9 protein-coding genes and 5 pseudogenes are annotated in these 13247 nt (G+C 51.6%); 2 read left to right on the plus strand and 12 right to left on the minus strand.

The genetic code is table 11. The annotated features are described in order from the left end of the window. The first annotated feature begins 132 nt into the window (after nt 1-132). A complete protein-coding gene (locus NST99_RS29465) occupies nt 133-333 on the plus strand; it encodes a hypothetical protein (RefSeq protein WP_341096454.1) in 201 nt (66 codons plus the stop codon). A gap of 98 nt (nt 334-431) precedes the next feature. Here the strand turns inward: NST99_RS29465 and NST99_RS29470 are convergent, their stop codons facing one another. The 12 genes and pseudogenes from NST99_RS29470 to NST99_RS29525 all read right to left on the minus strand — a co-directional run. Beyond that, nucleotides 432-815, minus strand: coding sequence for a GNAT family N-acetyltransferase (locus NST99_RS29470; protein ID WP_341096456.1), 384 nt, complete (start codon nt 813-815; stop codon nt 432-434). Between the two features lie 417 nt (nt 816-1232). Then, complete coding sequence (locus NST99_RS29475; RefSeq protein ID WP_038596638.1) at nt 1233-1466, minus strand: glutaredoxin family protein; 234 nt, start codon at nt 1464-1466, stop codon at nt 1233-1235. A 90-nt stretch (nt 1467-1556) separates the two neighbouring features. Continuing rightward, nucleotides 1557-2498, minus strand: coding sequence for a thioredoxin-disulfide reductase (gene trxB / locus NST99_RS29480; RefSeq protein ID WP_341096458.1), 942 nt, complete (start codon nt 2496-2498; stop codon nt 1557-1559). A 198-nt stretch (nt 2499-2696) separates the two neighbouring features. Continuing rightward, nucleotides 2697-4643, minus strand: a complete 1947-nt coding sequence (locus NST99_RS29485) for a heavy metal translocating P-type ATPase (RefSeq protein ID WP_341096460.1) — start codon at nt 4641-4643, stop codon at nt 2697-2699. A 1799-nt stretch (nt 4644-6442) separates the two neighbouring features. Further along, entirely contained in the window at nt 6443-7501 is a 1059-nt protein-coding gene (locus tag NST99_RS29490) for a hypothetical protein (protein ID WP_341096461.1), read from the minus strand. A gap of 426 nt (nt 7502-7927) precedes the next feature. Next, nucleotides 7928-9220, minus strand: a complete 1293-nt coding sequence (locus tag NST99_RS29495; protein WP_341096463.1) for a homocysteine synthase — start codon at nt 9218-9220, stop codon at nt 7928-7930. A 240-nt stretch (nt 9221-9460) separates the two neighbouring features. Next, nucleotides 9461-9769 (minus strand): annotated as a pseudogene (locus NST99_RS29500) (GNAT family N-acetyltransferase); the annotation flags it as partial. Nucleotides 9770-9784: 15 nt separating this feature from the next. Then, nucleotides 9785-9976, minus strand: coding sequence for a GNAT family N-acetyltransferase (locus NST99_RS29505; protein ID WP_341096465.1), 192 nt, complete (start codon nt 9974-9976; stop codon nt 9785-9787). Between the two features lie 172 nt (nt 9977-10148). Further along, entirely contained in the window at nt 10149-10895 is a 747-nt protein-coding gene (locus tag NST99_RS29510) for a GntR family transcriptional regulator (protein ID WP_341096467.1), read from the minus strand. Next, nucleotides 10882-11894 (minus strand): annotated as a pseudogene (locus NST99_RS29515) (sugar kinase). Before NST99_RS29515 ends, NST99_RS29510 begins: the two are co-directional and overlap by 14 nt. Next, nucleotides 11887-12243: pseudogene (locus NST99_RS29520) on the minus strand (KDGP aldolase); the annotation flags it as partial. The pseudogenes NST99_RS29520 and NST99_RS29515, both read right to left, overlap by 8 nt. Before the next feature lie 38 nt (nt 12244-12281). Further along, a pseudogene (locus NST99_RS29525) lies at nt 12282-12930 on the minus strand (glycoside hydrolase family 130 protein); the annotation flags it as partial. On the opposite strand from NST99_RS29525, the pseudogene NST99_RS29530 reads away from it, so the two are divergent. Beyond that, a pseudogene (locus tag NST99_RS29530) lies at nt 12929-13075 on the plus strand (glycoside hydrolase family 125 protein); the annotation flags it as partial. The pseudogenes NST99_RS29525 and NST99_RS29530 sit on opposite strands and share 2 nt — an antisense overlap. Nucleotides 13076-13247: the final 172 nt, after the last annotated feature.

The following is a 13247-nucleotide window of genomic DNA, read 5'->3' on the forward strand; positions in this document are numbered from 1 at the left end:
AAATTGACGTAAATTTGCCGCATTTAAAGCAGCCCAAAGTGCAGCAATAAGCAGGGCAATCCTTTATAATTAGGTCATAACTGTGTGACATATGTCACCATCACCCCTTTTTCTGAAAGCGAGAGTGAGTCTATGACCTATGTTGATACGTCTGATCTTTCAGTGCAGATGTTCATCACTGTGCTGCTGCTGCTGCTCATCATTGCTCCTTTAGTCAGTCTCGGTGTACTGCGTCTGTTCCAATCGAGGAAGAAATCGGGATTCATGCTTATTATCAGCGGTGTTGTTGTATACGCTATTTTTCAAGTAATCATGTCCTTTACCCAAGCTTAAGCGAGAGCTTCCACTCCTTTGCTCCTGCCCGTACAAAAACTAGCCGGCATCACAAAAGCAGACTATTTTTTGTACGGAAACTTGCTCCCCGGACTGCCTTAGCTACGTTCTGCGTCATTTAGAGAAAGACTGCAGATGAAGCGCTCGACTCCGGGATATTTTTCCCCCAGACTCTTAACTGCAAATCCGCTATTCCTGTAGAACCCAACGGCATCATGGTCTGTCTCCGCGGTTATCGTGTCATATTCAGCAGTTCTGCCGAGTTCCTCTATCATCTTTCTGCCGATCCCTTTCCCGCGCCATTGCTCCTGAACTGCAAGATGCCTGATCTCCGCCGCTTTCCTGGAATGCCGCATGATTCCGATGATCCCTGCCAACCGTCCATTCTCTAAGCAGCCCAGCAATTCTGTACAATCATTTGTAATATATCCCGCAAGCACCTGCTCGATTTTCTCATCAAGCTCCTCATCGGCAGCCCACATGCACACGGCCAGCAAACGTTTTACTACCCCATAATCCTTGTATATAGATTGAACTTAAAGGTTTTAGAGTACAGGATCAGTCGCAACTACGGTGAATATTTGGACTTCCGGCCGCTGTTGTCTTCAGATTTCTTAATTTTAACCGCTCTTAGCGGTAGAAATCCGAAGACAAAGGCGGACGCTACCGCTCCTCCAGTTCCAAAATCCCCCTCCGTTCCTCCTTTTCCTTATCTCAAGTTTTTAAGTTCAATCTATATAGTCCTTTAAGTTCATTAACAGGGTCCGCGCAGCATCCTTTCGTTATTGGGAGATCCATATGTACATTGAACGATTCGGACGGAATTAAGCCCGGCAACGCAAAGACCGCCCCCATCTCGGAAGCGGCCGGTATCCTCTTATTCAAGAGCAAAGGCTGTATTATACAGTTGCCAAAGCCTTGTCGAATTGCGTTTTGTTCATGCCTACGATTTTGAAATCGCCGATGACGGTTACAGGTACAGCTCTCATACCCATATCCCAAACCTGCTGCGCGTAATCATCATTCTGCTCGATGTTGCGTTCCTCGTAGGATACACCTTTCTCGCTCAGGAAGCTCTTCACCTGACGGCAATGCGGGCAATTGGTAGAAGTGTATACAATTACATTTTCCATAGTTGATTTCCTCCTTAATTTTATATGAACAGTATAGATCAGGGTAGTATCTATTGTAGCACCGGAGTGCCTTTTATTCCAAATAGAGGGTTACAAAATAACCGCACTGTGCTCCAGGCTTTCAATGTATTTCTCAGCATCCATTGCTGCCATGCAACCACTGCCCGCTGCCGTAATGGCTTGTCTGTAACGGGTATCCTGAACGTCGCCGCAAGCAAATACGCCGGGAATATTGGTTTCGGAGGTGCCCGGATTGGTCACGATATACCCGCTCGCATCCGTTGTAATTTGACCACCCAGGAAGGAAGTATTCGGATGATGGCCGACAGCTACAAATACACCGCTGGCTTCAATGAATTCCTCTTCGCCGGTTTCATTATTAAGCACCTTCAGACCGTTCACGCCTTTGTCCCCGGAAGTCACTTCCAGTGGAGTACGGTTCAGCCCCCAGGTCACCTTGGCATTATCGCGGACACGTTCCTGCATAATTTTGGAAGCACGCAGTTCTTCACGGCGGTGCACAAGGGTAACTTTCGAAGCAAAACGGGTCAGGAAGCCAGCTTCCTCAAGGGCGGAATCACCGCCGCCGACAACGACGATCTCTTTGCCGCGGAAGAAGAATCCGTCACAAGTCGCACAAGTGCTGACACCGCGTCCGATATTGTCCTGCTCACCGGGAATGCCGAGATATTTTGCCGTAGCACCTGTCGATAGGATCAGTGTATCTGTAGTCAATGTGCCCATACCTTCAACGTTCAGCTTGAACGGACGATCTCCCAGCTCTACACTGTTCACCCAGCCTGTAATAAACTTTGCACCGAAACGCTCAGCCTGCTTACGCATATTGTCCATGAGTTCAGGACCCATAATACCTTCAGGGAATCCGGGGAAATTCTCAATTTCCGTTGTAGTGGTAAGCTGACCACCCGGTTGCGGGCCTTCAATCACCAGCGGATTCAGGTTGGCGCGGGCCAAATAGATAGCAGCAGTCAGTCCGGCCGGTCCGGTACCAACGATAATGGATTTGTACATGACTATATCCTCCTTGAGATGGACGGTTAAGCGTCAATCCTTAATTAAAATTATTATAATGTAGTACTTATTATGATCACCCAAGGAGGAGTTGTCAATATGCCAGACACGCTGTAATCGTACCCATTTTGTGAACAATTCAATTTTAAGCAATTAAATTTCCGGAATACCCTGTAGGTTTGTCAATTTCAGCTTTAATTAGCGTAAAAGTCTTAATCCGTTCAGGATCACGAGAATTGTGCTGCCTTCATGACCAACAACACCGAAGGGGAGTGCGATCCCCTGCAAAAAGTTGCCCAGCATCAGGCTGACGATCACGGTAACAGCAAAGATCATATTCTGCTTCACAATACGCTGCGACCGGCGGGCCAGCGCAATGGTCGAAGAAATCTCTTCAATATTATCGTTCATCAGGACCACATCGGCAATCTCAAGTGCCGCACCGCTGCCCTTCATGCCCATCCCCATGCCAACGGTGGCCGTTGCCAGAGCCGGAGCATCATTGACCCCATCACCAACCATAATCACATGGCCATATTGCTCACGAAGCGCTTTAATATGACTTACTTTATCTTCCGGCAAAAGATCGGCAAATACCATGTCCACTCCCGTTCTTGCTGCCATCGCCTGCGCCGCCTCTGCCCGGTCCCCGGTCAGCATAGCCACCTTAATTCCCAGCTTCTGCAGCTTGCGTACAGCAACTTCCGCCTGAGGACGCACCGTATCCTGCAGCGCAATCATCCCGGCGATTTTGTCACCGGCCAGAATCAGCGACACGGTCTTTCCATCCATCTCGAACTGCTGCCGCAAGGTTTTCCAGTGTTGTACTGGTTCGTCATCTCTCTGAACTGCCGGCTCATCCAAAAGATTCGATTTGCCGATTCTCCATTGTTGGCCTTGAACCGTGCCTTCAATCCCCCAGCCGGTTACAGATTTGCTCTCCTGGATATTGTACAGCTCCACCTGCTCCTCCTCAGCCATGCGGACAACCGCCTCCGCCAGCGGATGGCGTGACAATTTCTCAATGGATGCGCTGACCGCCAGCAGCTCCCTCCGGTCATACCCCTCTCCGGCGATAAAATCCGTTACCTGCGGGATTCCCTCAGTCAACGTTCCGGTCTTGTCAAAAGCAACCACGGACGTCCGCGCCATATTCTCCAGGTGCACGCCACCTTTGAACAGGATGCCTTTGCGCGCACTTTTGGAAATGGCCGACAGCATGGCAGGCATGATGGATGAGACCAGCGCACACGGTGAAGCCACCACCAGAAAGACCATCGCTTTATAAAAAGTATCGCTCCAGCTCCAGTCCAGCAGATATGGCGGCAATGCAATCAATGCAACCGTTGCAGCCACAACCACCCGGGCATAAATCGACTCCAGCCGTTTAATAAACCGCTGTGAATCCGGCACTTCGCTCTCCGCCTCTTCCACCATCTTAATAATCTTGGCAAAAAGGGTGTTCTCTGCAGCCTTGGTAACTTCGATATAAAGCGGGCCTTCCCCGTTCACCGTCCCGGCGAATACTTCACTTCCGGCTGTTTTCTCTACCGGCAATGATTCGCCTGTGATCGAAGCCTGATTGACGGCCGATTCGCCCCGGCACACTTTACCGTCAGCGGGAATCAGTTCACCGGGCCGCACCAGCAGCAAATCTCCGATGGCCAAAAGATCAATTGCAACCTCGTTCATTGCCCCCTGCTCAATGCGCACTGCCGTGGCTGGCTTTAGGGCCATCAGGGAGGAGATGTCCTTTTTGCTGCGCTCCATGGTATAACTCTCCAGAGCGCCGCTCAGTGCAAAGATGAAGATCAGCATCGCACCTTCGTTCCAGTAGCCGATTGAAGCGGCGCCCAAAGCGGCAGCAATCATCAGCAGGTTGACATCGAGGTCGCGTTCCTTGACCAGTGTCTCCACGCCTTCCTTCGCTTTAATCCAGCCGCCTACCGTGTAAGAGATCACATAGAGCAGCACTGAGAGGATTTCCGACCAGCCGCTGGTTGCCCAAGCAATCAGCATAAGTAATCCGCTGCCCAGGGCAGCCTGCATTTCAGAATTGCCCAGCATAGCCTTCGGATCGAAACGTCGCGGCTCCGGTGTACGGGGCTGCTGCGCGTTGCCTTGGCGCGCTATTGGTTTTGGCATTTGTTTGGATGTTGCATGCATGTAAAATCACCTTCCTGATTGGTTTAGGAGCATTGGCATTCTGTCCCTGACAAGATGAAGAGCAGCCAACTGAGAATGAGAGCCATTATTAAAGCCCTTAAAATGACACATGCTGCCCCGGCTCAGCCGGGACAGCATGGTAAATGAGAATGATAATCATTGTTGCAATAGCGCAAATATATTTCCTCGGTGCAACTTATAGTAATACTATACCACTTTCCGTTCGAATGTAAACCCGGAGACTAGCCTTTTTTTTGAGGGGGGTACGGGGATGACGATTGCAATATGGGAGAGAGAGTGAGTGTGAGTGAGTGAGTGAGTGAGTGAGTGAGTGTGTGTGTGTGTGTGTGAATGAATGAATGAATGAATGAATGAATGAATGACGAGTGTGGGTGCGTGCTTGGGGAAACTGGGTATTGTAAGCAACGGCTTAACTTGGACATTGGGTAACGTAAGAATCAAGAGAACAAAGGTAGGATCAGCAACGCGGGGATCATGCGCACAGTGTACATGGGTAACTGGAGGATCGTGGATATCAAGGCTTGACGGTAACCTTAACATCGCAAGCATTGGGAGCAACAGGGTACGTGGGCTGATGGGGTCACGGGGAAATCAAATCGTGGGATTGAAGTAACCTCAACATCGTGGGGATTGGGAGCAAAGGTGTACGTGGGCTAATCGGTCACGGGGATATCAATTCGTGGGATTGAGGTAACCTTAACATCGCAAGCATTGGGAGCAACAGTATACGTGGGCTAATCGGTCACGGGGATATCAATTCGTGGGATTGAGGTAACCTTAACATCGCAAGCATTGGGAGCAACAGTGTACGTGGGCTAATGCGGTCACGGGGATATCAATTCGTGGGATTGAGGTAACCTCAACATCGCGGGGATTGGGAGCAAAGGTGTACGTGGGCTAATCGGTCACGGGGATATCAATTCGTGGGATTGAAGTAACCTCAACATCGCGGGCATTGGGAGCAAAGGTGTACGTGGGCTAATCGGTCACGGGGATATCAATTCGTGGGATTGAGGTAACCTTAACATCGCAAGCATTGGGAGCAACAGTGTACGTGGGCTAATGCGGTCACGGGTTATCTAATCGTGGGATTGAGGTAACCTCAACATCGCGGGGATGGGAGCAACAACGTACACGGTTTGTCCTGCCGGTGCTGCCCCCCTCCCTTCGAACGCAAACATCCCCTTGTTTACCGCAGCAATGCGGAACAAGGGGATGCATCGGTTACCACGTTTTTAATTGCTTTAAGAATCAAGAAAAGGAACACTTGGCTGAACCGAATGGATCGAGTGCTTTGTCTGCTATCTGCCCGGCTAGGTGTATTTACTGCAACTATTCACCGCAAAAACAAACGTTTCAGTGAAATAGTTGTAGTTCATGCAGCTAAAAATAGCCGATTGCTCCTCTGCAGGCTGATTTTGCTTTTATAGCTGTATTGAATGCAACTATAGCTCAATAAAGCTTAAAAAGTAATGAAATAAATGTACAAAGTGCAACTATCCCCCGAGACCTCATCATTCAGTTAAATTGCAGCGACTTCGACCCCCAGCCAGTATCAAGCTAAATAGCTGCCGGGGAAGTTAGTCTTATGCCCGGATGCGGGCTAATCGTTGTACAGATGCCCGGAATACCAGAAATCATTTGAACAGGCACACCAATGATAACGGATATGCGAGCCGCCGCATGAAATGGCGGATATTCACTGGACAGGCGCCCGTTCGCCGGCTATTGCCAGAGCAGGAGGGCGCCAGGAAATCCTACAGCCAACCGCCGGCGGCTGGATCTTCGTGATGGTCCTGCCGGGCCATCCAGGTCAGGCAGGCTGCCCTGAGCAGCGCTTCGGTCCGCTGGCCAGCGCTGCAAAAGATCCCGCTCATGCCGATCGCATACAGATCGGCAAGCGCGGCCGCCGCCGGTGCCCCCGCGGCGAGCACCACCGCCGCCGGCTTCACGCGCCGCACGGCGGCCAGCATCTCTCCCGCCGCACGGGCAAAGCCCTCGGCGGAGCTGGCTTCCGGCGCGTCCCCGCAGGCCGCGCCGTCCAGCACAAGGAAATCGGCGATACGCGCGATTTCCCCGGCGGCGTGATGCGCACCGGGCGCGATCAGCGCCCCGGTGCGGCAAGCCGCCGCATAAGCGTGGCCGAGTGTCTGTTCGGCCACGCCCTCGATGAATTCGCGCATCACCGCGAATTCGGGCGCGCTGGCGGGGTATGGCGCCAGCAGATCCACGCGGCAGTCGCTGCCCAGCCGCTGGCTCTCCGCCACGGCGGAGAACAGCGCTTCGAGCTGCGCATCCTGAAGCACGGCCAGCCTTGCAGGCAACGCGGCAAGCTCCGGCGTATATAGCAGGGTGACTGCGGTCCAGGCCCCGTCTGCTGATTCCAGCAGCGCCAAGGATGCGGCCCGCAGCCGGTAATAGATCCGCTGCAAGGTCCGTTCCGTCTGGACTTCATCTTCACTCGTCAACCAGCTGTCATACAGCTCGGCTAGCTCGGGAGTATTGAGCCACTCTTCGCTCCGGATCAGACAAGGGCCCACTGGAGCCGTTCCGGCATCCTCCCGGAAGAGCGGGCGATCCTCACAGCCGTCACGCAGCACCAGAAAGGCCGGACGTTCTCCCGGACGCTTGAAATAAGCACGGTTTAATGGGCCCATTCCCTTTTGCCGCTCCCCTTCGTCGATAAATTCCGCAGCAGCGGAAGCCACAGATGCAGCCTGGCTCATCTCCACTCCTATAGCCCGATCACCGGCGTTATACTTGAACGGGCGCTCCTCATTACTCCGAACATGATCCTGCTGTTGTTCACCCTTCATCACCGCACCCACCTTTTTGGCATTGGATTGCTGCCGGCATCCGTTTTAGGGACGTGTTAACACCGGCATGTTACGCTGCTTCTTTTTATAAATACGGGAATGGGCCATGAAATATGCAAGCGTTGTCAAATGAGTAAGTTCTTAACGGAGTTTGCAGAAGCATGAAATCACCCGGCGCTCCCTTGTGTAAGGCATATGCTTTGAGGGGAAACGATATTCTGCATTCCTTCAGCTATGCAAAAAGGCCATCTGCCCCATGCGCCGTCCTGTCACAGTATGAACAGGATCATGCAGGTGAACAATCACCTAGAATTAATCTGATTCATAATTATGAAGGAAACGGCTCCGCATAATGGCAAAGGCCTTGATAGCCTGCAGCGAAGCGCTGCAGGCCGTAACTATTTAATTGCAGTTGCTGTGCTGTCTTTATTGCTGGCTGGCGGCAATCGCCTGCTCCAGATCATACAGAATATCGTCAATGGATTCCGTACCAATCGACAAACGCAGCAATTCAGGGGTTACACCTGCTGTTGTCTGCTCTTCGGCAGAAAGCTGCTGATGTGTAGTGCTCGCCGGATGAATAATCAGTGACTTGGAATCACCGACATTGGCCAAATGGGAGAACAGCTTCACATTCTCTATCAGCTTGACACCCGCTGCGGCTCCGCCTTTAATTCCGAAGGTAAGGATTGCGCCTTGCCCCTTTGGCAAATACTTCTGGGCAAGTGTATAGGAAGGATGGCTCGGCAATCCGGCATAGCTGACCCATTCCACATTCTCATGGGCTTCCAGATACTGTGCAACCTTCAGCGCATTCTGGCTGTGACGCTCAAGACGCAAATGTAAAGTCTCTAGCCCTTGCAGCAGCAGCCAGGAGTTAAACGGTGAAATCGCAGCACCCAAATCACGCAGCAACTGCACGCGGGCTTTAATAATATAGGCAATCGGTCCTACAGCTTCCGTGTAAACTACGCCATGATAACTAGGGTCCGGTTCGGTCAGCCCCGGGAATTTGCCGCTGGCTTTCCAGTCGAATTTGCCGCCGTCCACAATGATTCCGCCGATGGAGGTACCGTGCCCGCCGATGAATTTGGTAGCTGAGTGCACTACGATGTCGGCTCCATACTCAATCGGGCGAAGCAAATACGGGCTCGGGAAGGTATTATCCACAATCAGCGGAATGCCATGCTCATGGGCAATGGCCGCCACGGCTTCAATATCCAGTACATTTCCCTGCGGATTGCCGATCGTTTCGGCGTAGAGTGCCTTCGTCTTATCTGTAATCGCACTGCGGAAGTTCTCAGGATTATCCGAATCCACAAAATGAACCTTGATGCCCAGCTTGGGCAGTGTGGTAGAGAACAGGTTGTATGTTCCGCCATAGAGACTTGCGGAGGACACAATTTCATCCCCTGCACCGGCGATATTCAGAATAGAGAAGGAAATTGCCGCTGCCCCTGAAGCTGTGGCAAGCGCCCCTGCCCCGCCCTCAAGCGCAGCAATCCGCTGCTCGAACACATCGGTGGTCGGGTTCATCAAACGGGTATAGATATTGCCGAATTCCTTGAGCGCGAACAAATTGGCTGCATGTTCCGCATCACGGAACCCGTAGGAAGTGGTCTGATACAACGGTACGGCACGCGATAAAGTAGTTGGATCGATCTCTTGTCCTGCATGAACGGCTAAAGTTTCAAACGACAGCTTGCGGTCTTCTGACATTGGTATTTCCTCCCATTCATAATTGGCAACCGTTAACAATTTAATTTAGAATTGAAACTATTCTCTCACAAACCCTGTCATTTGAAAAGAAAAATATCTCATTATTCCACTGTGTTTTATTTTGTTTAGAGGAACTATTGATTTGATCGTACTTCCTCCCGTGGATAACGCTTTCATTTTTCACTATATATCAGGCTTCATCGCTATGTATCGGACTTTAATCGTAAACGGCAAGAGTGTCTAGCCGGCAAATTGATTTCGCCGCATATAGAAGTATACCAGATTGTTTACTAGCTCCTCATCTCTACAAAACCCCAACGCTGTCAGCAGGCGAAGGGATCTATCGTTCCCCGGATCAACTGTAGCTTCAATGACCTCAAGCCCCATCTCTTCATAACCAAAGGTGATCACCGGAAGGAGTGCTTCGGTCATCAGTCCCCTGCCCCAGAAGTCTCTGGACAGATCAAAGCCGATTTCTGCTTTACCCTCAGGTCCGGTTGTCCAGCAATGATAGCCGCAGGTCCCTGCCAATTGATCCTGCTGCTTATCGAATACTCCCCAGCGTCAGCCCGAATCGTCGATGTGAAACTGTATAATTTCATCCGCTTCGCTAATGTCTCTGCAAGGCGGAATATCCATGTAACGCGTTACTTCTTCCTCCGAGAAATGGCGGAATACCGCCTCACGATCTTCAAGCGTCAACAATCTTAAATTCAACCTGTCTGTTTCAATGACCGGGTAATTCATCTTCGTCAATGCTCTCTCTCCTTCCTTCGCACTTACTTGTTGCACCAAATCCGCTGGCACTTTGCCTATCATTCTATCATATTACTCAGCACTTACGGACCATCAGGTTTTTGTTATGAAGTATTTCCAGCATCGAAAAAAGGACTCCCGCTGCAAGCAACGAAAGTCCGGGAGGAACTAATCAAGTGTCATAACTGACCAGATAATGATGAAGCTCTGTGTTATAGCAGCCGACGCTGTGTTCGATCAGCCTGCCTTCCCCATCGTAGGAGTTGCGCAGGCGCTTGAGCACATGCGTCCCCGGTGGAAGCTTCAGCAGCAGACAGACCTCAGGAGGTGCCGGCTCCACAAAAAAACGGTCCTTGAAGTTCTCCAGCACAATGTCGTTCTCCTCCAAAGAGTCATACAGCGACTGGATATCCGCACCCATTTCTTTGGCACCTCCGCCGGGCAGCGCTTCTGTTGTCAGGAAGTGTATCAGATGAATATAAGGCTGTCCGTTCAGAATGTAGAGACGTTCGATCCGCTGGCAATAGGGACCGTGGCGATGGTATTCCTCCGTACCGGCATCATTCGTAATGAGTTCAGACACCAGCAGTCTTTTTTCCAGCTTATGTCCCTCTTCTACGAGCAGCTCTGTAAATTTTTTGCCCTTGGAGAGTTTCTGATAGGAGGTATTGCGCATCACAATGGTCCCGACGCCGCTTTTCTTTTGTACATAACCTTCCTGGGACAGCTCCTGGACCGCGCCGCGGACCGTCATTTTACTGACACCAAATTCCTTTTCCAGCTGCGGCTCGGAGGGAATGATGCTCCCCAGAGGATATACACCGTGCAGAATCCGGTCTCTGAGGATTTTTTGAATTTGCTGATATAAAGGACCTTGCTTGCGTTTCAGTGACACGCGCCGTTCACTACCTTTCAACATCTAAGGTATGGTCTGACAACGCCCGGAGCACCTCACCCTCGGTAAAAAGCGCGGTGTCGCCTTGGGTGGTGTGGGCCAGCATTGCCGCCGCTGCTGCCATATTAACTGTTTGCTGCCACGGGTACTGCTGCAATTCCCCATGGATGATGGCGCTGGCAAAAGCATCACCGGCGCCAATCCGGTCAAATACAGGGAAGGTCAGCTTACGGGAAAACTCGAATGTACCTTGATGATAGATATGTCCCGTTAAGGAATGCGTATTGTCAGCATTAATCTCACGGTGGGTTCCCGCTGCCGTTCCGATTCCGAAGCGCTTCGCCACCTCAGGAATTGCTTGCTTCAACTGTGTTATTCTATCATATTCTCCAGTTCCGATGCCAAGAATAAACTGCGCGTCCTTCTCATTCATCATCACCGTATCCGCCAGCTCCAGCAGATCTTCATAATGCGGGCGGGCCTTGGCACAGCCATCCATACCCATAGCCCGGGGCGGTAATTGCAGTCAAAGACAACCTTGCCTCCGGCGCTTTTCACCTCCGCAGCAAGCTGCTTCATCTGCTTGCGCACTCCTTCATTCATAGCCAGCGTAATGCCGCACAAATGAAGGACGTCTACACGGGAGGCAAGAGCTGCCATATCATAATTGCCCGCCTCGGCGGTATTGAAGCTGCTGCCCGGCCGGTCTGTGTAAGTGACTCTGCCGGGGCGGGCTCCAAAGCCATTTTCCAGAAAGTACATCCCCAGCTGCTTGCCGCCCCGGCTGATCAGTGACGTATCCACCCCAAGCTTGCGCAGATAAGCGATCGCCGCTTCACCCACCGGAGTTTCCGGCAAGGTGGTTATGATAGCACCGTTATGGCCATATCTGGCCAGCGCTGCCGTTACATTAACCCCGCTTCCTGAAAAAGAGTACTCCAGCCTGCTGCTCTGGACCAGCGTTTCATAGCCAGGAACCTGCAGCCGCATCATCACTTCGCCAAAAGCAGCAATCCTAGGCATACTGATCCACCAACGATTTCATAGTTTCGAGCAGTCTGCGGACATCCTCTACGTTCGTATTCCCGGTCTGCGGATCAATAATTGAGGAATAGATATGTGGTATGACCTGCGGAACGCCTGCCTGCAGCGCAATCTCCAGGATGGGGCCAAAGTTGCCCATGTCGATTCCACCCGTAGGCTCCAGAGCAAAGCCGGCTTCCCCGCAGGCCTTGGCAACCGCACGGTACTCCTCTTCCAGCTTCAACCCCTGCATCGGATAATATTTGAGCGCATTGCCGCCCATGTCACGAACCAGTGCAATGGCCGCATGAACCGGCACAATGGCTTGCGGCTCGTTCCCCGAGCTGATGATTTGAAGCTAAGGCCCCACTTTGTGCGGTTATTTTGCTACTGTGCTTCCTTCAGGATATGCTCTACCAGCTCATCCAGCGGAACAGTTGCGAGCGCAATCGCCGTGTCCGTTACCCCGTAGCAGCCCGTCTTTGACTACATTTCCAGTCGGGAAGATGACATTGGGGATCTGAAAACCGAATTTCTCATAATACATCTCCGGCTCCATAATGAAATTTTGTGTCCGGGCAATGATCTTCTCCGGCTGCTCCAAATCCAGCAGCATGGCTCCTACACGGTAGACAATGTCCTCATCGACGCCGTGATAGAGCACCAGCCAGCCCTTGTCCGTACGTACCGGAGGTGTAGAGCCTCCGGTCTTCCGCGATTCCCAGGATAGATTCCCGGCTGTGGCAAGCAGCTTGGGTTCTTCCCAATGGATAAGATCCTCGGAGTAGGTAATCCACATGGCCGCCTTCTCGGTTCCGTAGGCTTCACCCACGTATTCCTCGGGACGGCGCAGCAGCACGAATTTGCCGCCTATTTTCTCAGGGAACAGAATATTATCCCGGTCATTGATATCCAGTGGTGTCGTGTCCGCAACAAACTCCCAGTCCAGCAGATTATCCAATTTCAGAATGGATGACCGGGTCAGCCAATGTCCCTCCTCTTCCCCCCAGCCATCCGGGTATTCCGGAATGGAGCTTATACGGACCGATGCGGATACCGGATATATGCACGAGGGCTTCCACCCTGACAATCCCGCCGATTTCTCACGCGAGTGGTTCGCCTGGTCTAACAGCCTGTTCGCCACCCTGATCAGCAAAGCGATGGACAAAGGACTGGTCTAATCTGAGCTGCACCAGTTGTACTCTTCAATGGACATTGCAGCGGAAAACACTACTCTAGTTAATGATGTGAATTATAGAATCAAGCCCTGCCTATAGAAAAAAACCGGCTGCGCCGTCCTTTATACAAGGATGGCGCAGCCGGTTTTTTGTAGCTGGAGTAGCTGGACTGCAT

Origin of the sequence: Paenibacillus sp. FSL L8-0470 (assembly GCF_038008625.1) — a bacterium.
In the GTDB taxonomy this organism is placed as follows: Bacteria; Bacillota; Bacilli; order Paenibacillales; family Paenibacillaceae; genus Paenibacillus_AQ.

Coding starts and splice junctions, on each gene's coding strand:
- NST99_RS29465 (WP_341096454.1), top strand. CDS start 133: ATGACCTATGTTGATACGTCTGATCTTTCAGTGCAGATGTTCATCACT.
- NST99_RS29470 (WP_341096456.1), bottom strand. CDS start 815: ATGTGGGCTGCCGATGAGGAGCTTGATGAGAAAATCGAGCAGGTGCTT.
- trxB (WP_341096458.1), bottom strand. CDS start 2,498: ATGTACAAATCCATTATCGTTGGTACCGGACCGGCCGGACTGACTGCT.
- NST99_RS29485 (WP_341096460.1), bottom strand. CDS start 4,643: ATGCCAAAACCAATAGCGCGCCAAGGCAACGCGCAGCAGCCCCGTACA.
- NST99_RS29510 (WP_341096467.1), bottom strand. CDS start 10,895: ATGTTGAAAGGTAGTGAACGGCGCGTGTCACTGAAACGCAAGCAAGGT.
- NST99_RS29490 (WP_341096461.1), bottom strand. CDS start 7,501: ATGAAGGGTGAACAACAGCAGGATCATGTTCGGAGTAATGAGGAGCGC.
- NST99_RS29475 (WP_038596638.1), bottom strand. CDS start 1,466: ATGGAAAATGTAATTGTATACACTTCTACCAATTGCCCGCATTGCCGT.
- NST99_RS29495 (WP_341096463.1), bottom strand. CDS start 9,220: ATGTCAGAAGACCGCAAGCTGTCGTTTGAAACTTTAGCCGTTCATGCA.